This is a genomic window from Tenacibaculum gallaicum (assembly GCF_003387615.1).
Taxonomy (GTDB): domain Bacteria; phylum Bacteroidota; class Bacteroidia; order Flavobacteriales; family Flavobacteriaceae; genus Polaribacter; species Polaribacter gallaicus.
The window spans coordinates 138,700-157,130 of the sequence record NZ_QUNS01000004.1; the positions used below are offsets into that span (position 1 = coordinate 138,700).

The 18,431-nt window shown below is 29.0% G+C and carries 21 protein-coding genes; 10 read left to right on the forward strand and 11 right to left on the reverse strand.

The window, feature by feature from the left end; all coding sequences use genetic code 11:
• Nucleotide 1 precedes the first annotated feature (1 nt).
• Complete coding sequence (locus C7448_RS09380; protein ID WP_115901118.1) at nt 2-283, reverse strand: DUF4834 family protein; 282 nt, start codon at nt 281-283, stop codon at nt 2-4.
• A gap of 141 nt (nt 284-424) precedes the next feature.
• Here C7448_RS09380 and C7448_RS09385 point away from each other — a divergent pair, with 141 nt between their 5' ends.
• The 7 genes from C7448_RS09385 (at nt 425) to C7448_RS09415 (ending at nt 7,937) form a co-directional block, all read left to right on the forward strand.
• Nucleotides 425-1,768 (forward strand): transporter, encoded by a 1,344-nt coding sequence (locus C7448_RS09385; RefSeq protein ID WP_170137030.1) that lies wholly within the window; start codon nt 425-427, stop codon nt 1,766-1,768.
• Between the two features lie 18 nt (nt 1,769-1,786).
• Nucleotides 1,787-2,905 (forward strand): GTP cyclohydrolase, encoded by a 1,119-nt coding sequence (locus C7448_RS09390; RefSeq protein ID WP_115901120.1) that lies wholly within the window; start codon nt 1,787-1,789, stop codon nt 2,903-2,905.
• Nucleotides 2,905-3,615 (forward strand): 16S rRNA (uracil(1498)-N(3))-methyltransferase, encoded by a 711-nt coding sequence (locus C7448_RS09395; protein WP_115901121.1) that lies wholly within the window; start codon nt 2,905-2,907, stop codon nt 3,613-3,615. Before C7448_RS09390 ends, C7448_RS09395 begins: the two co-directional genes overlap by 1 nt.
• A gap of 147 nt (nt 3,616-3,762) precedes the next feature.
• Nucleotides 3,763-4,833, forward strand: a complete 1,071-nt coding sequence (locus C7448_RS09400) for a helix-turn-helix domain-containing protein (protein ID WP_147300520.1) — start codon at nt 3,763-3,765, stop codon at nt 4,831-4,833.
• 517 nt (nt 4,834-5,350) lie between these two features.
• Nucleotides 5,351-5,992: a DUF4159 domain-containing protein gene (locus tag C7448_RS09405; RefSeq protein WP_115901123.1), complete on the forward strand. Its 642-nt coding sequence runs from the start codon at nt 5,351-5,353 to the stop codon at nt 5,990-5,992.
• The gene (locus tag C7448_RS09410) at nt 5,976-6,887 is read left to right on the forward strand and encodes a bile acid:sodium symporter family protein (RefSeq protein WP_115901124.1); all 912 of its coding nucleotides are present in this window, start codon (nt 5,976-5,978) and stop codon (nt 6,885-6,887) included. Before C7448_RS09405 ends, C7448_RS09410 begins: the two co-directional genes overlap by 17 nt.
• Before the next feature lie 3 nt (nt 6,888-6,890).
• Entirely contained in the window at nt 6,891-7,937 is a 1,047-nt protein-coding gene (locus C7448_RS09415; RefSeq protein ID WP_115901125.1) for a 1-acyl-sn-glycerol-3-phosphate acyltransferase, read from the forward strand.
• On the opposite strand, the gene C7448_RS09420 is transcribed toward C7448_RS09415, so the two are convergent.
• The 4 genes from C7448_RS09420 to C7448_RS09435 form a co-directional block, all read right to left on the reverse strand.
• Nucleotides 7,918-10,842 carry a glycoside hydrolase family 3 N-terminal domain-containing protein gene (locus C7448_RS09420; RefSeq protein ID WP_115901126.1) on the reverse strand — a complete coding sequence of 975 codons (2,925 nt, stop codon included), beginning with the start codon at nt 10,840-10,842 and terminating at the stop codon, nt 7,918-7,920. The genes C7448_RS09415 and C7448_RS09420 overlap by 20 nt on opposite strands.
• Nucleotides 10,843-10,915: 73 nt before the next feature.
• Complete coding sequence (locus C7448_RS09425) at nt 10,916-11,401, reverse strand: ABC transporter ATPase (protein ID WP_115901268.1); 486 nt, start codon at nt 11,399-11,401, stop codon at nt 10,916-10,918.
• Nucleotides 11,402-11,475: 74 nt separating this feature from the next.
• Nucleotides 11,476-12,303: a 3'-5' exonuclease gene (locus tag C7448_RS09430; protein ID WP_115901127.1), complete on the reverse strand. Its 828-nt coding sequence runs from the start codon at nt 12,301-12,303 to the stop codon at nt 11,476-11,478.
• A gap of 87 nt (nt 12,304-12,390) precedes the next feature.
• Nucleotides 12,391-13,245: a PPK2 family polyphosphate kinase gene (locus tag C7448_RS09435; RefSeq protein WP_115901128.1), complete on the reverse strand. Its 855-nt coding sequence runs from the start codon at nt 13,243-13,245 to the stop codon at nt 12,391-12,393.
• Nucleotides 13,246-13,384: 139 nt separating this feature from the next.
• On the opposite strand from C7448_RS09435, the gene C7448_RS09440 reads away from it, so the two are divergent.
• From C7448_RS09440 to C7448_RS09450, 3 genes are all read left to right on the forward strand, one after another.
• Nucleotides 13,385-13,900, forward strand: coding sequence for a flavodoxin family protein (locus C7448_RS09440; protein ID WP_115901129.1), 516 nt, complete (start codon nt 13,385-13,387; stop codon nt 13,898-13,900).
• 108 nt (nt 13,901-14,008) lie between these two features.
• A complete protein-coding gene (locus C7448_RS09445; RefSeq protein WP_115901130.1) occupies nt 14,009-14,287 on the forward strand; it encodes a putative quinol monooxygenase in 279 nt (92 codons plus the stop codon).
• A gap of 5 nt (nt 14,288-14,292) precedes the next feature.
• Nucleotides 14,293-15,087 carry a helix-turn-helix domain-containing protein gene (locus tag C7448_RS09450; protein ID WP_115901131.1) on the forward strand — a complete coding sequence of 265 codons (795 nt, stop codon included), beginning with the start codon at nt 14,293-14,295 and terminating at the stop codon, nt 15,085-15,087.
• Here C7448_RS09450 and C7448_RS09455 read toward each other — a convergent pair whose 3' ends face one another.
• Genes C7448_RS09455 through C7448_RS09480 form a run of 6 tightly spaced genes read right to left on the reverse strand, consistent with a single transcriptional unit; the run spans nt 15,088 to nt 18,429 of the window.
• Complete coding sequence (locus C7448_RS09455) at nt 15,088-15,843, reverse strand: LytR/AlgR family response regulator transcription factor (protein ID WP_115901132.1); 756 nt, start codon at nt 15,841-15,843, stop codon at nt 15,088-15,090.
• Nucleotides 15,844-15,863: 20 nt separating this feature from the next.
• Nucleotides 15,864-16,172: a 2TM domain-containing protein gene (locus tag C7448_RS09460; protein WP_115901133.1), complete on the reverse strand. Its 309-nt coding sequence runs from the start codon at nt 16,170-16,172 to the stop codon at nt 15,864-15,866.
• On the reverse strand, nt 16,159-16,497 hold the full coding sequence (locus tag C7448_RS09465; protein WP_115901134.1) for a 2TM domain-containing protein: 339 nt from the start codon (nt 16,495-16,497) through the stop codon (nt 16,159-16,161). The genes C7448_RS09460 and C7448_RS09465 overlap by 14 nt, the downstream gene beginning before the upstream one ends.
• Nucleotide 16,498: 1 nt before the next feature.
• On the reverse strand, nt 16,499-16,786 hold the full coding sequence (locus C7448_RS09470; RefSeq protein ID WP_115901135.1) for a 2TM domain-containing protein: 288 nt from the start codon (nt 16,784-16,786) through the stop codon (nt 16,499-16,501).
• The gene (locus C7448_RS09475; protein WP_115901269.1) at nt 16,776-17,072 is read right to left on the reverse strand and encodes a 2TM domain-containing protein; all 297 of its coding nucleotides are present in this window, start codon (nt 17,070-17,072) and stop codon (nt 16,776-16,778) included. Before C7448_RS09475 ends, C7448_RS09470 begins: the two co-directional genes overlap by 11 nt.
• Nucleotide 17,073: 1 nt before the next feature.
• Nucleotides 17,074-18,429, reverse strand: coding sequence for a 2TM domain-containing protein (locus C7448_RS09480; RefSeq protein ID WP_115901136.1), 1,356 nt, complete (start codon nt 18,427-18,429; stop codon nt 17,074-17,076).
• Nucleotides 18,430-18,431: the final 2 nt, after the last annotated feature.

The following is an 18,431-nucleotide window of genomic DNA, read 5'->3' on the forward strand; positions in this document are numbered from 1 at the left end:
GTTAGTCTATTTCTTCATAGTCAACGTACTCGCCAACAGAATTATTACTTTCTTTCGAATTATTTGGCTTTTTATCAATAACAGTTTTCCCCACTTCAACATCAGATGCTTGTTGTTGGTTTCTATGCTGTTGTTCAGCTTTCTTTTGTACTTTGTCTACTGCTTTTTTTATTAGGTATGGTGCAAAAAGTTTCGCTAAAAACTTTATAACGTAATAAACTAACAGAATAATTAATATGGTCTTTAAAAAATTCACAGGTCCAGCTTCATTTAAATATGTCATCTTTTTCTTAAAATAAAAAAATCAATCAAAAATAACAATTTGAAGCAAAAGGAAGCGTTAAGAGTTTACAAAACTTATATTATATAGGTAATTGTATTTTTACGTATGTTTGTACAACCCAAAAATTTGGATTTATTATATATGATTAAGAAACTTCTTATCCTTTTTGTTTTTTGTTCTATTTTAACTGCTAACGCGCAGTATACACCTGTTATAAATTCAAATAGACCAGGTTTTTCTGAGAGTCCATACAGTGTTGGTTCGGGTGTTTATCAGTTTGAAACAAGCCTGTTTTATAGAAAAATGAATGCTACGCCAACTTTTAGCAATCCAGAAGCTTTAGGTTTAAACCTGTTTTTTAGAACTAGTTTTTTTTCTGAAAAACTAGAGTTTAATGTAAACACTTCTTTACAAAGAGATAAAATAGCTTTTAAAAATATTTTTGAATCATCATATAATAAAACAGGATTGAGTCAATTCAGTTTAGGTGCAAAATACATGATTTATGCTCCTAAATATGATGATAAAAGTAAAGAAATAAGAAGCTGGAAAGCTAGACACTCTTTTGACTGGAAGCGATGGATACCACACATTGGTATTTCAGCAGGTATGAATGTTGGAAGTTTTTTAACTGATTATCACGAAAGAGGTGGTTTTAGCCCTAAAGTCGGTATTTTACTTCAAAATGAATTTTCAGACAAATTAAATGTTATCACCAACCTTCATTACGATTATATTGGAACTGATTTTTCTCAATTTTCTTATATAGTAACGGGTACTTATAACTTTAATGATTATTGGTCTGGTTTTGCTGAAATACAAGGCATTTTTGAAGAATATGAGAAGAAAACTAATATAGGTGCTGGTGCCGCTTACCTCTTTAGTGAAAACCTACAATTTAATGCTTCTTTACGTGCTAACTTACAACAAGATGAAATTGGTGTGTATAGTTCTTTAGGAGTATCATACAGACTTAATAGACATAAAGACGATTTTGTTGAAATAGATGAATTTGGAAACAAGATTGAAGAAGAAAAACCTGTAAAATACGACGAGAATAGAAACTTCTTTGGTCGAATGTTTAGTAAAGTAGGTAATTTATTTTCTAAAAAGGAAAAGAGAAAAGATGATTTAGATACTGAACCTAGCAATAGCAAACTTTTGAATGAAAAACCTAAGAGAGAACGTCAAGGATCTTTGGTTGACATGATTATTAAAGAAGATAAAAAACAAAAGAAGAAAACAGCCAAAGAAGAAAGAAAGGCTGCCAAAAAAGCTAAAAAGAACGCCGAAAAAGAAGCTAAACGTAAAGAAAAAGAACGCTTAAAGCTTGAAAAGAAGATTAAAAAAGAGGAAGAAAAAGAAGCCAAGCGTAAAGAAAAAGAACGCTTAAAACTTGAAAAAGAGATAAAAAAGTTAGAAGAAGAAATCAAGAAAGAAGAGCAACAAGAGAAAGAAAAGGAAAAAGAAAAAGAGGATAACTAAAAGGCTTAAATTTGCAAAATGATTCAAATTAAAGAAATAACTACCAAAAAGGAAATGAAACAATTTGTTAAGTTTCCTTTTTCTCTTTATAAAAATAACAAGTACTGGATTCCTCCTATTATTAAGGATGAAATTGAAAGTTTTGACAAAAATAAAAATCCAGTTTTTGAGTATGCCAATGCTCGCTTTTTCTTAGCCTTAAAAGACAATGAAATAGTTGGTAGAGTTGTAGCTATTATCAATTCTTACGAAATAGAGAAACAACACATAAAAAAAATACGCTTTGGTTGGTTTGATGTTATTGACGATATAGAGGTTTCTAAGGCTTTATTAAATAAAGTTGCAGAAATAGGGCGTAAAAATAACTTAGAGTACGTAGAGGGACCCGTTGGTTTTAATAATTTGGATAAAACTGGAGTCCTTATTGAGGGGTTTGATTACGTTGGTACTATGATTACTTGGTACAATCATCCATACTATGCTAAACACTTAGAGCAATTAGGCTTTCAAAAAGAGAAAGAATACATTGAAAGCATATTCTCTTTTAGTAATGTTGATATTAAAAAATATGGAAAAGCAAGCAATATTATTCAAAGAAGATATAATTTAACTCCTTTGAACTTTACGTCTACAGATAAGATTATGCCTTATGTTGATGAAATGTTTGACTTGTTTAGTAAGGCTTACTCAAAACTATCAACCTATGTACCTATTTCAAATGCTCAAATAGCTTATTTTAAAAAGAAATATATAAACTTTATAAATCCTGAATATATAAAGTTTGTTGTTGATGAAAACCACAAACTAGTAGCCTTTGCTATTGTAATGCCTTCTTTTTCTGAAGCTTTACAAAAAGCAAAAGGAAAACTTTTCCCTTTTGGAATTTTTCACTTATTAAATGCTAGAAAGAACTCAAAAGATGTTACTTTTTATTTAATTGGCATTGATCCTGAATACCAAAACAAAGGAGTAACAGCTATTATTTTTGAACAATTTCACACTATATTTTCAGCTAGAGGAATTCAAAATTGTATTAGAACACCAGAACTTGAAGAAAACCAAGCAATTCATCAGATTTGGAAAGATTTTGATCCTAAAATTCACAAAAGAAGAAGAACATACAAACTCGGTTTATAATGCAACTTTTTTATAATTCAGATTTACTAACTACTTCAAAAGAAATTACTTTCAATAAAGATGAGAGTCGTCATATAATTCGTGTTTTACGAAAAAAAGAAGGAGATATTTTACATATTACCAACGGAAATGGAACCCTTTTTTTTGCTGAAATAATTATAGGAAACGATAAAAAATGTATTGCCAAAATTATTAGATATGAAGAAAAACATCGTACAAGAGATTATTATTTACATGTAGCTATAGCCCCTACCAAAAACAATGATCGTTTAGAATGGTTTTTAGAAAAAGCTACAGAAATAGGTGTTGATGAAGTAACACCTATTATTTGTGAAAATTCCGAAAGAAAAGTTGTTAAAATTGATCGTTTACAGAGGATTGTACAATCTGCTATGAAGCAATCATTACAATTTACATTACCTAAACTAAACGACCCTATACGTTTTTCTGACTTTATAAATAATGATTTTTCAGAAGAGGTTTACATTGCCCATTGTGAAGAACACACAGAAAAAAAGTTTTTAAAAAACATTGCCTCTCCAAAATCTAGATACACAATTCTCATTGGTCCCGAAGGAGATTTTTCACTCGATGAAATTCAACAGTCTTTAAACAAAAAATTCATTCCTATTTCTTTAGGTGCAAACAGGCTCAGAACTGAAACAGCTGGCTTACATGTAGTACAGAGTATTGCCTATTTACATCAGTAATTCATTTTTTGTATATTTAGCTACTCTTAAAGGTTTTTTATTTTGACTACAGCAGATTTTTTTAATCTCTTTTTGTTAATTAGTGCCATTCATGGTTTCGCTTTTAGTATTATACTTTTCTGTTCAAAAAATGGACGAGAAAAAAGTATGATATATTTAAACCTTTTAATATTAGCTATCTCATTAAACAACATACAATCTTGGGCTTTAGAAAGAGAATTATTTCAACATAAGTTTGCTCTAGACTATGTACAAGTGCCTTGGCACTTTTTAGCGATGCCCTTTTTATATATGTTTTTAATTCATTATTTAAATATTGCTAAGAGATCCTATAAAATATTAAAAATAATTATTCCACTTTTCTTAATTCTAGTTACAAGTCAAATTAGTTTTGTTCTTTATTATAGTGATTCAGCTTCTAGAGAATATTTAAATTTTATTTACGAACGATATACTTCTATAGAAGAAATCTTCAGTTTAGCAACTTCATTAAGTATTTTTATTTACTCTTTTTACATTTTATATAAAAAAGAAAAACTGTTTCCTAAAATTCTATCATTTGATAATCTTAGATGGATTTATACGTTCTTCATACTAACTTCAGTTGGATACGCTCTTTGGATTTTAGCTTTAATCATTAAAGTAAGAATGAACTTTACTGGTTTTTTATTTTCTTACTACCCTTTAAGAGTTTATACCACTATCTTAATTTATTGGTTAGGTTACCAAGGGTTAAAACAAATTCGTGTATTAAAAGAACGTGAAAGAATTAGAGAATCTCTTCTAATTGATTTAAATGGTGACTTTAGTGTAGCTACAATTAACTTAAATACCGAGAAAAACTTCTCTGAAAATCAAGTTGAAAAGCAAAAAGAACAATTTGTAGAAATAGATAGATTCATTAGATCTAAAAAGAAATATTTATTAAATAAATATACACTACAGGACTTATCGAAAGACACAGAACTAAGCTCTAGTACACTTTCTCTTATTATAAATAGTATTGCTAGAAAATCTTTTACTGATTATTTAAACGAAATGAGAATTGATTTAGCTAAAACTCTTTTGTTAGATCCAGATTATACTAATTATACAATAACTTCTATAGGCTTAGAGTCTGGTTTTAATTCTAAATCTACATTCTATACCGTTTTCAAAAAACATACTGGGCACACACCAGTTGAATTTAAAAGCTTATCATTAGCTGTTTTAAATTAAAATTTACTTTCATTTTATAAAAAGACAGTTCGAAAACGTCCAAAATGGATGTTTTCGAACCCCTATTTCCTTATTCCAAAGTATATTTACTTGTTGAAATTAAAAAATTAATAATTGAAAATAGTTGAAGGGGTTTTCAATTGATAATTAAGATTTCTAAAAAATTATTGAGAGTACTTATTCTCAATACGAAAAAGGAAAAGCTATAGCTATAAAAACACCAATATTAATATTGGTGTTTTTTACTTTTCATAAACCTAACACAACCTATATACAATTTTTACTAACTATGCTTTTTACAAAAAGTTGGTTTTAAAACACCTTTTTGGATGTAATTGAACTGGGTATATAAAAGCATACAATACATTTATCACATAAATAAAAATGCTTTTCTAAAAAATTGGGGAATTTTCGGAATAAAAGCTTAATTTATTTTTTAGGGGAAAAAACACCAACAAGTTTGTTGGTGTTTTTTATTATTGTTTTTACTATATTGCTTTTAAATTTAAGTTAATTAATGAAGAACCTCACCCTGTTTTTTTTCTTTCTACTAAATCTCAATACTTTTTCTCAAGAAATAGCAATTATACAATATAAAGGTGGTGGTGATTGGTATGCTAATCCTACTGCATTGCCAAACCTTGTAAAATTCACTAACCTAAACACAAAAACACTAATTGATAAAGACATACAAAGCATCACCCTTGACGACGAAACTATCCTTAATTATCCAATAGTTTTTATCACTGGGCACGGTAATATTTTATTCACAAATAATGAGCTCTCAACGCTAAAAAATTATCTTATTTCCGGAGGTTTTTTACACATATCTGACAACTATGGTCTTGACAAATACATACGAAGAGAACTAAAAAAAGTTTTCCCTGAACTACAACTTCAAGAAATACCAAACAACCACCCTATTTATCATCAAACTTTTTCCTTTCCTAAAGGATTACCAAAAATTCATGAACACGATAAAAAACCACCTCAGGGCTTTGGTTTATTTTACGAAGGAAGACTCTTAGTTTTTTATGATTATGAAAGTGATTTAAGTGATGGATGGGAAGATATGGCTGTACATAATAACCCTAAAGAAACTAGACTAAAAGCGCTACAAATGGGAGCTAATATAATAGAGTATGCTTTTAAACATTAACACTTTACAAATTGACAGTATCAAAATTAATTTTGATACTGAGGCTTTATGGATGCTTAACGTTGCCCTTGCTATAATTATGTTTGGCATTGCTTTAGATATTAAAATAAATGACTTTAAAAGGCTTATTAACAAACCTAAAATATTATTTATAGGACTTTTATCTCAGTTTATTTTGCTTCCTTTTTTAACCTTTATTCTTATTAACATCATTAACCCTTACCCTAGTTTTGCTTTAGGCATGATGATGATTGCTGCTTGTCCAGGAGGAAATGTTTCTAACTTTTTTAGTAAAATGGCAAAAGGTAATGCTGCGCTATCGGTAAGTTTAACAGCTTTTTCAACTCTAATTTGTTTAATTATGACTCCTTTAAATTTGCAATTATGGGGAAGTTTATATGAACCCACAAACGAAATTCTTAAAAGTGTTTCTTTAAACCCTTTTGAACTTTTTAAACTGGTACTTCTCATTTTAGGTATTCCAATAGTACTAGGAATGTTCGTAAATCACTATCATCATGAAATGGCTAAAAAAATAAATAAACTCTTACGTCCATTTTCTATTTTATTTTTTCTTTTATTAATTGTAATAGCCCTGTATGATAATGCCGATGTTTTTAAAAACTACATACATTTAGTATTGTTTCTCGTAATATTTCATAACATTTATGCGTTTGCAATAGGTTATATAACAGCTAAATCTTTTAAATTAAATAAAAAAGACTGTAAAACCATTTCTATGGAAACAGGAATCCAAAACGGTGGCTTAGGATTACTTCTTATTTTTAGCTTTTTTGACGGTTTAGGAGGAATGGCTCTTCTTGCAGCATTTTGGGGCGTCTGGGATATTTTTTCAGGTATGATGTTAGCTACTTATTGGGGAAGAAATAAATAATAAATGAAAACACTGATATACTACTTTTTTAAACTTTTTGTAAAAACCGGCTTATTCTTTTATTCTAAAAAAATAATAGTTGTTGGATCTGAACATATACCCAAAAAAGAAGCTGTAATTTTCACTGCTAATCACCCTAACGGATTGATTGATCCTTTACTTATAGCCACTCATATAAAAAGAAGAACAAACTTTTTAGTACGTGCAGCAGTATTTAACAATGTTATTATAGCTAAGTTTTTTAATTTACTTGGAATGATGCCTATTTACCGTATTAGAGACGGTGTACAACAACTTAGTAAAAATGAAGAAATTTTTAACAAATGTCAGTTACTTTTAAAAAACAATAAAACCTTACTAATCTTTCCTGAAGGAACTCATAAAAAAGACAGAGCTATTAGACCTTTGAGTAAAGGATTTACAAGAATTATTTTTAAAACTTTAGATAGTTTCCCTGACACTAAAATTAATATTGTTCCTGTAGGAATTACATATCAAAATCTATCTAACTATCCTTCAAAAACTGCTATACATTTCGGCTTGCCTATTCTTGCCAACGATTATTATAATGAACAAAATATAAATCAATCAGTAAAGGATATAAAAGAACTTGTTTCAAATCAATTAGAAAACTTGAGTGTTCATATAGAACAAAATGACGATTACAAAACTACTTTATCTAACTTAAATAATGCTCAAGTTGATTTTACCAAAGTCAATCAAATAAACGCTCATATAAGAAGTAAAAAAATACTTACACAAAAAAAACGTAGTATTAACTACGCTCTTCCTTTCTTATTATTAATTATTTTAAATAGTTTAGTTCCGTATTTAATTTGGAAGCTTTTAAGTAAAAAAGTGGATGAAATAGAGTTTATTGATACTTTTAGATTCGGTGTAAATGCTATTTTATTTCCTTTCTTTTATTGTGTACAAAGCTGGGCAATAGGTATATTTTTTGGTTGGAAATTAGCTTTAGTATATTTATTAACTTCTCTTTTTCTTATTCTATTATATACTAAACTATCACCTACTCCACCATCAAAATAGCATCTTGAATATCTTGCTGAATTTTGGTACGTATGTTACTTTTTACTAAACCATAGTTTCTCATTGTTGGATAAATCCTGTTTGATAAAAAGACATACACAACACCTGTTGCTGGGTCTGCCCAAGTATAAGTTCCTGTAAAGCCACTATGTCCAAAACTTACGTCTGATACACAACCACAAGTAGCCTTCACTTTAGGGTTTAATTGTGGTTTATCAAAACCTAATCCTCTTCGTACTCTTTTATTTTCATAATAGCGTTTATTAAACTTATGTACTGTTTCAGGCTCTAAATACTTATTTCCTCCATAAGAACCATCTTGTAAAAACATTTGCATAATTTTAGCTACATCATTTGCGTTTGCAAATAAACCTGCATGTCCACCTACTCCTCCAAGCATTGCTGCTCCCATATCATGAACATAACCATGAACTAACTGATGCCTGTAATAATTATCTCTTTCTGTAGGAACAATTTCATCTTTTGTAAATTTATTCAAAGGCAAATAAGTCATCCTATTTGCCCCAATAGATTGATAAAATTGTTCATCTACTAGCTTATTTAAAGGTCTTTTATATTTACTCTCTATAATTTCTTTAAAAATATAGTACCCTAAATCACTATACTTATAACCTACTCTTTTTCGTTGCTCTGAATCAACTATTTGTTTATAAATTGAATCTTTATACTCCTTAGCTAGATATAAGTTGTTAGCAACTTTTATACTAAACTTTGGTGTACGTTTTTTTCTATAAAACTGTGTAGAGTTTTTCCTTGTTATACTATCTTTCGTATGTAAATAAAACGGAATCCAAGCTCGTAAACGCCCATAATGGGATAGTAATTCTTTTAATAGTAAAGTATCTTTATTCGACTTACTATATCTTGGTAACACATCTCCTAAATTTGAAAATAAGCTAATTTTTCTCTCTTCTTCAGCTTTCATTATCATAGGTAACGAGGCCAAAATTTTAGTTAAAGAAGCTAAATCGTAAATATCTGAATTCTTAACAGGATTTTTTTTTACTAAGGTATGATAGCCAAAACTTTTATTGTAGATTACTTTTCCATCTTTGGCTACTAAGATTTGCCCTCCAGGAGCCATCTTCTCTTGTAAAATCGTATCAATTCTTTTATCAATAATTGAAAGTTTTTCTGATGAAACTCCTGCTTCTTCAGGGATTGTATATTGCAACACATCTAAACCGTCTACAAATAGTCCATCACCAACTTTAAATTCATTTTTTATAGATACTGGTAACTTCCCTTTTAAGTCAAAAGCACCAAAAAGAGCCTGTGCAGAAAGCTCTTGAGCTAACTTACTATTTTGATACGATATTACTAGTCCTTCAATGTTAGCAAACGAAGCTACTTGAAGTAAACTATATGGACTAGCAAAAACATCTAAAATGACTTTATTATTTCTAGCTATTTCTTGCAACCATACAAGGTCTTTATTAGAAAACTTGTAACTTTTCCATGGGTTCTTATTCGACTTATGAAATCCTACAACTACAAGGTTATACTTTTCCAGCTTCTTTGTTAGCACACTTAAATGTTTATCAGAAACCTTATCTACTTTCGTATAATTTGTTAGCATTTCATAAAAGTCTGACCCATTATCATTTCCTAAAGAAACATAAGCCACTTTTTTTTCTTTAAGATTTTTAATTGGTAAAATAGCTTCTTGATTTTTTAAAATCGTGATAGAGTTCTTTATCAATTTACGGTGTAAAACCTCATCATAAGGACTATTTATATCTTTAGAAACATTTTCTGTTTCAATAGGTTTGTACTTATTTAACCCAACTAAATATTTTGCTTTTAAAATCTTTTTTACCGAATTATTTATACGTGCTTCCGGCAATTTTCCTTCTACAATTGCTCTTTTTATCAAACTTATTGACCCTGGCACATCTTGAGGAATTAATAATATATCATTCCCCGCTAAAATTGCTGCCAAATCTATTTCTGCAGGTGTTGAATAGTTTGCTGCTCCTTTCATATTCAAACCATCCGTAACAACCAACCCTTTAAAACCTAACTTATTTTGCAACAAATTAGTTACTACATTTTTTGATAATGATGATGGTAATTTTGGATTGGTTTCCAAAGCTGGTATGCTTAAATGTGCTGTCATAACACTGCCTACCCCTGCTTCAAATATTTTTTTAAATGGGTATAACTCTATCGAGTCTAATCGTTGTTCACCAAAATTAATTGTTGGTAATGTGTGATGGGAATCTGCTTCGGTATCTCCGTGTCCTGGAAAGTGTTTTGCGTTTGCTAATACACCTGCTCCTTGCATTCCTTTAGTAAATGCTATCGCTTTTTCAGCAACATTTTCTTTACTTTCTCCGAAAGAGCGATTTCCTATGATAGGGTTCTTTGGATTAGTATTTACATCTACTACTGGAGCAAAATTCATATGAATTCCTACACGTTTACAGTGTTCTCCTATTCTTTTACCTACTTCTTCTAGTAGAACTGTATCTTGAATAGCACCTAAAGTCATGTTCCATGGAAAACGGTACGTATTTTTTAAACGCATATCCAAGCCCCATTCACCATCAAAACCAACCATTAAAGGTACCTTTGCTAATTCTTGATACTTATTATTTAAAACTACTTGTTTATCGGGTGTTCCTTGCATAAAAATAATGTTCCCTACATGATACTTCGTTACCATATTTGAAATAAAATTTTCGTGCTTTATATCTTTATTTGAATATGCTTGTATCATAAACAACTGTCCTATTTTTTCATCAATAGACATGTTTTTCATAATACTATCTACCCACACATTTTGCGCTATAGAATCTTTAGCCAACAAAGGATCTACTTGTTGGGCTTGAATTATTTGTACAAAAACAAACGTTAATAACGTAACTATTTTTCCCTTCATATATCTTACTTCTTTATAAACTTTACAGTTTTTTGTAAAGTTTTAATATTTTCTTTTTTTATAAAATCAATAGTTATACCAAAAATCGTGCATGCCAACTCTGATTTGCTGGTACTTCCCATTTTGTTTCAAAATCTTCTTTAGTGTTCACCATATTGTTAAAAACGACTGTTTCTGCAGTTATTTTTTGTTCTTTAGCAAAGTTTTGGAACTCTGGAAGTTTAACAATATTAATGTTATCTCCATCTTTAAAAGAAACATTCATTTTATTCATTAAATCTAGCTCTAGCTCTTTTTCTAATTCCTGTACAAAACGCACAGAAGCATCAATTGAACAACCTGAGACATCGTTGAAGTTCTCATCTACTGCTAATACTAAAAACTGATTATATTTAATAGTAAATGATCCTTTTAAATCATCTCCATGACGTGTCCAATTGTCAATAAAAAGTAGTGCTTTTGCACTGATAAATTCTATTTCTTCTTGTGTAAACTCTCTATCTGACTGATACACCCAAATTCTTGCATTTTGGGGTAGTTTTTTATATTCTGTGAACATTTTTATTGTATTTGTTTTCGTACTATCTAAATTAAAAAACAACTGAGATAATTACTAAAAATAAATGTTAAAGATTACCTTAAATTAAACTTCTGTTGTAAGGCTTGTAACTTTTCTTCATCGGTCATCGTATTTTTGGGTGCCGACATTCGTTCTTTTATTTTTTTTAATACCTTTTTTGTGTACAACGGAAAATCGGCATTTTGAATCCAAGCATTATACCCTGGGTTTTCTTTAAATACCTCTTCAACTGTTCTTCCTTTATACTTTCCAAAAGAAAAGATTTCTTGATCTTTATCATTAAATAAGATAAACCCTGCAAAATCTGCTCTTTTTCCATGAGTTGAAAATTCACTCAATGCTTCTACTGAGTTTTCTAAATCTTCATATTTTTCAACCTGTGCTAATAAGATTTCATAGGTTGCATTCGTATCCGCTTCAGCACCATGCGCTCCTACTAACTCTTTTCCACAGTAAAATTGATATCCTGCACTTAATGTTCGTTGCTCTTTTTTATGAAAAATAGTTTGTACGTCTACCGCTTTACGATCATTCATGTTAAAATCAATTCCTGCTCGTAATAACTCTTCTGCTAATAAAGGAATATCAAATCGGTTTGAATTAAACCCAGCTAAATCGGCATCTCCAATTAGTTCATTTATTTGTTGTGCTAACTCTTTAAAGGTTGGCTCAGTAACTACCTTTTCATTAGTAATTCCATGAATTTCTGAAGATTCTTTTGGTATTTCTATTTCTGGATTTACCAACCATGTTTTACTTTCTTTATTTCCATTAGGAAACACTTTTAAGATAGATATCTCAACTACTCTATCTTTAGCTATGTTTATTCCTGTGGTTTCTAAATCAAAAAATACGATTGGTTTTGTTAAGTTTAGTTTCATGTATATTGTTTCATATAGTTTGAAAGTTTCTAATATTTAATAAGCTGGTGTCTCTTCAAAACTTTCCAACTTTACACTTTCTAACTCTTATTCGTTATTTAATTCTTTTTTAAATTCATCTATTTGTTCTAACACTTTCTGTGGTAATGTAGGCTCTTTAAAATTATATTTTTCTAATTCTTCTTCTAAAATTTTCGCTACAATATAACGTGCTGTTGGTTTATCATCAGCAGGAATGGCATACCAAGGAGCATAATCTGTTGACGTTTTCTGTAACATATCTTCGTAACATTTTTGGTATTTATTCCACAGCTTTCGTTCTTCAAGATCTCCAGCAGAAAACTTCCAGTTTTTTTCTGGGATGTTTAATCTTCGTAATAACCTATTTTTTTGCTCTTCTTTGGATACATTTAAAAAGAACTTTAAGATAATAGTTCCGTTTTCCGATATATGTTTCTCAAACTGATTAATACGCTCCATTCTACCTTGATAAAAAGCATCGTTTAAATCATCAAGACTATTTACTGTGGGAATATTTTCGGCAAATATATATTCTGGATGTACTCTTGTAACTAAAACATTTTCGTAATGAGTTCTATTAAAAACACCTATTTTTCCTTTGGCTGGTAACGCTACATAATGGCGCCATAAAAAATCATGTTTTAGCTCTAAATCTGTTGGTACTTTAAAACTATGTACCACTACTCCACGTGCGTTTACATCTTTAAAAACTTCGCGAATTAAACTATCTTTACCTGCTGTATCCATTCCTTGTAAACATAGTAAAACACTATACTTACCTTCTGCATACATTGTGTCTTGTAAATCGCTAATCTTTTTTCTTGCTTTTTTTAGTTTTTTCTTAGCATTATCAACAACTTCTTGGGTAGAAAACTCTTTTAACTCCCTTTTTTCAGAAAATTTATAAGTATTTGTGTTCATCCGCTTTTTTTATAGCATAAAAGTACAAAAATATAGACTTCTTCTATTGATTTTTTCTTGGTTATTATCAATTATTACAATTAAAGCTGAAATATTTTTTTATTTATTTTTTTGAGCTTTACTTCCAAATAAACAACAGATGAATAAAACAATTATTATACAAGCTAGTTCTAAAAGTACAGGAAACACTAATAAAGTGATTAACTACCTCAACAACAATGAATCTTTTGATTTTGTTGACTTAAAAACAAAAAAAATTGGTGTGTTTGAATATGATTTTAGTAATGCTGATGATGATTTTATTCCTCTAATGGAAGAAATTATTAACAAGTATGATACACTGGTCTTTGCTACTCCTGTATATTGGTACTCAATGAGTGCTACTTTGAAAACATTTTTTGATAGGCTGTCAGACTTATTACATTACAAAAAAGATTTAGGAAGACAATTACGTGGTAAGAACATGGCTATGATTAGTAATTCTGGTGCTAACGATCTTAGAAATGGTTTTGAAATGCCCTTTATTGAAAGCGCTAAGTATTTAGGCATGAACTATATTGGCAGTACTCATGCTTGGTTTACTGAGGATGAAAACGATATACACCCAGAAGCAAAACTAAAAATTGACGAGTTTAAAAATTTATTTAATGCCTAAATGTTTTTAAGTTTGCTTTAACTCTTTACCTTGTAAAAGTGTCGTTTTTTTACAATTTATAAAAAACTCTTAGTACTACTTTTGCAGTATAATTTTTATTTTTTTTATATGCAAAAAGTAATAGTAGCTCAGATAGCCATCAAAAAAAGAAAAGAAAGCAAATTTTTAGAATTGGCTGAAGAAATGGTAAAAATAAGTAACTCTGAAATAGGGTGCATAACTTATCGATTACACAAAGATTTGTTTAATGATAATAATTATTTATTTTATGAAGAGTATGTTAATAGTAGTGCCGTAGATGTACATAACAACTCTTCACATTTTCATAAGTTTATAAAAGATATTACACCTTTAATCACTAAGCCCCCTATTATAAACGTATATTAATGTAAATGAATAAAAAACACTATAAACCATCAAGATACCTATCTCCTTATATTGATAGGTATTTTGTTTGCTGTCAAACCAAAAGTCTTCCTCTTATTCTACCTGGCACAGGCTTAGAATTGCTCTTTCATATAGGCAATCCATTATCTATAGCTAACAAAAAGTTAGATTCTGCTCATATTATTTGCCCAAGAGAAAAGTTAATTTTTGATTCTTCAAATACTATAAATTACATTTCAGTACGTTTTCACAGTGGTGGTTTTAGGCACTTTACTTCAATTCCGCATACACATATTGTTAACCAATATTTATCTGTAGAAGAAATATGGGGAAAAGAAGGAGAAGAACTTTCAGAAGTCCTTTTTTCATTACCTAGTATAGAAGAAAGAATTAAAGCAATAGATTTCTTTCTATGCAACCAATTAAAAAAGCAACAATCAACAGATATAATTGATTGGGATTTAGTTATTAAAACTTTGTATAAAAACTTTAATTCAATACCTCTTCATAAATTAGCCTCTCATTGTAACTTAAGTTATCGTCAGTTTGAACGGGTTTTTAAACAAAAGTTTGGAGTTTCCCCAAAAAAATTTCAACGAATTACTAGGCTGCAAAAAACAGCAAAAGAAGTACTATTAACTAAAAATAAACATTATTTATGTACAGCTTTAGATAATGGTTATTATGATCAGAGTCATTTTATACGAGAATTTCAAAGTTTCACAAGCCTTAAACCTTCTGAGTACTTTGTTTCCAAAAACTTTGAAAATCATTTTTTCTATAAACCTTTAGAAGACTAACTAATCAATCCAATTCTTAAACTCTTTTACTCGTTCTCTACTTACAATTATTTCAGTATCATCGTAAGATTGTAATTTAAGTTGTAAGCGTGAGTTGGTGTAAGACACAATATCTTTTATGGCTTTTATATGCACTATAAAAGTTCTATTTACTCTAAAAAAATGCTCTGGATCTAACTCCTCTTGCCAATATTCTAAAGAGTTATCTATTAAATAATTTCTGTTAGAAGATGTGTGAATATAGGTTGCTTTATTTTCTGAATAAAAACATTCGATATCTTCAGTATTAATTATTTTTAAATGTTGTCCTACTTTTATAGTAAATCGTTTTTTATATTTTCTATCTACAGGGTTAATTAGTAATTTACGAATATCATTAATATTTACTTGTATATTACTCTGTAAAGGCTGATGTTCTTTAAATTTATCTACTGCTATTTTTAATTCATCTTCGTCTATTGGTTTTAACAAATAATCAATTGAATTTAATTTGAATGCTTTTAATGCATATTCGTCATAAGCAGTCGTAAAAATAATAGCCGATTTTACTGTTACTTCTTCAAAAATTTCGAATGATAACCCGTCAGAAAGCTGAATATCTAAAAATATTAAATCTGGATGTGTATTATTTTGAAACCAATTAATAGATTCTTCTACCGAATGTAACATTCGCTGAACTTCTAAACCTAACTCAGCTAACATTCTACTTAACCTTCTTGCAGCTGGCTTTTCATCTTCAATAATTATAACATTCATAGTTTGGTTTTAGTAATTAATCATTTATTCATGTATTCTTTAATTTTTCGTTCTTCCCATTTCTTTGAAAAAAACTTTTCCTTTGCAAAAACACTAAATCCGTGTAAAAATACGATAACTCCCCACCAAAAAAACAAATTATAATTATGGAGATCTAAAAAGGCTTCCATTACTGATTCATCTCTATAAACAATATCTTTATATATTCTTCTTCCAATAAAAACTAAATTTATCAGTATATAAACCACTAAATGCTTGTAGAACTTTTTAATTTCATCCACTCTTTTCTGAGCTCTTATGTATTGTTCTTCTTTATTAAAAGTTTCCATTTTCTTTCTTTTTTAATTCATCTAAGTACTCTTGTATTTTACGTTGCTCCCACTCCTTATTAAAAAATGTATTGGTTCCAAATACTCCTAACCAGTGGAAAAATATTCCAATCCCCCAAAAAAGCCAAGTGGCATACACTCCAAAGTTACTCACTGCTTTTCTAAAAGTTAATTTATCTTCATTCATCAAGCCTATAATAACCACTACTGAAATAAAGATGTTTACAACAATATAAGATGCTAAATGCCAATAAAACCCTTTTATTTTTTCTACTCTTTTTTTGGCTAGTAAGTATTTATGCTCTTCTGTATAATCTCTTTTCATATTAGTCTTTTTTATTTAGGTATTCGTTTATCTTCTTCTCCTCCCAACCTTTTCCAAAACCTAATACATCTACACCAAAAACTAACATCCAATGAATAAATGTAACTAATACGATACCTATTACAGGGAACCAAAACCAATGATAATAAGGTGAAAACTTTAAGTTTACTACTACAATAATGATTATTGAAACTATATTCACCAAAACATGAGCATAAAATCCTTTTACTTGTTTCACCTTCTTTTTGGCTTCCAAATATCTTTTTTCTTCTGTAAAATTATTTTCCATGATGGTTTTTTTCTAAAAATTCTTTAATCTTTCGTTCTTCCCAATCTTTTCCAAAACCTATTTTTTCAGTACCAAAAACATTGAACCAATGAAAAAATAAACTTACAGACATTCCTATGATCGGATACCAAAACCAATGAGCATTTGGGACAAATCTTAAATTGATAAAAACTATAACAGGTATAATTAATAAAGTTACTAAAAGATGAATATATAATCCTTTTATTTGTCCTACTTTCTTTTTAGCTTTAATATATTTATGTTCTAATGAATAATCTTTTTCCATTTTATTTGTAGTTTTTATCATCATCCATTAATTCTTTAATTTTACGCTCTTCCCAGTTTTTACCTAAAAACAAATTATAATTGTTTACTTCTAAGTAATGAAAAACAACTCCTATTCCCCAACCAATCATCGGAAACCAAAACCATTGAAACCCCGAATATGTTTTAAGGTTTATAAATATTAAAAAAGGAATTACTAAACAGTACGATATTAAATTTTGATAAAATTCTTTTAATTTTTCTACCCTTTCTACTGCTTTTACGTAATTACTATTTTCTAAACTCTTTGTGTTCATAATATTATTGTTTATTGATTTTAACAGTGGTAAACACACCGTAAATGTTTTGTTGTTATTAATTATTTGAACGTTTTTATCGGTTATTAAACCATAGCGATCTGCTATGTTTCTTATTCCTACTTTTGTGCTTTTTCCTATAGCTTCTTTTGGATTAATGTTATTTTGAACTTTTAAAAATCCTTCTTCTTCAAAAATATTTATTTCTAAAGGTTTGGTTGACGAAACTACGTTGTGTTTCACTGCATTTTCTAATAATAATTGAAGTGATAATGGTACTATTTTTAAATCTGGATTACTTACTTCTTCCGGAATATTAAATTGTACAGCTTCTTCAAAACGCATTTGCAATAATTCCATATACGTCTTAGCAAATTGTAACTCCTCTTGAATAGGCACTAACTCTTTATTTCGCTGTTCTAACACATACCTATATACTTTAGATAGTTTTGTTGTAAACCTTTCAGCTTGCTTTGGGTTTTCACTAATTAAAGAGGTTAACACATTTAAACTATTAAACAAAAAATGTGGATCTATCTGACTTTTTAAAGTTTCAAACTTTGCAGTTTCTGTTTTGGCTACTATTTCATGTTGTGTAGTTTCTTGTTTTACAGAAGCTTTCCAGTTAACCATAAAGTCTTTCGCGTGAAAAAATACAGCAATGGCCAATGAAAGTATAATTGCAAATAAATGCATCCATAAAAACTGCCCTTTAAAAAAATTACCTATATTATTATTAAAAATAACAAAGTATTGTATATAATGAATTAGTAATACAGCTACTACTGTATAACTAATTGTTGCTATAATCCCTGCCCAAACTCTTTGGTTGGTTTGTAAAACCCAGTTCCATTTTTTACTTAAATAATCATTAATAACTCCATTACCTAACCCTAAAACAAAAGAATACATTGCAGAAAACAAAAACACTAAACCTGCCTCTTTTAAAGTAAATGCCTTGTTTATTAAGGTAAAAACTATTCCAAAAATAATAGTGAGTTTTGTACAAATCCAAATATCATTTTTAAAGTTTTTAAGTTTGTTTTTTGATGGTATTTTCATGT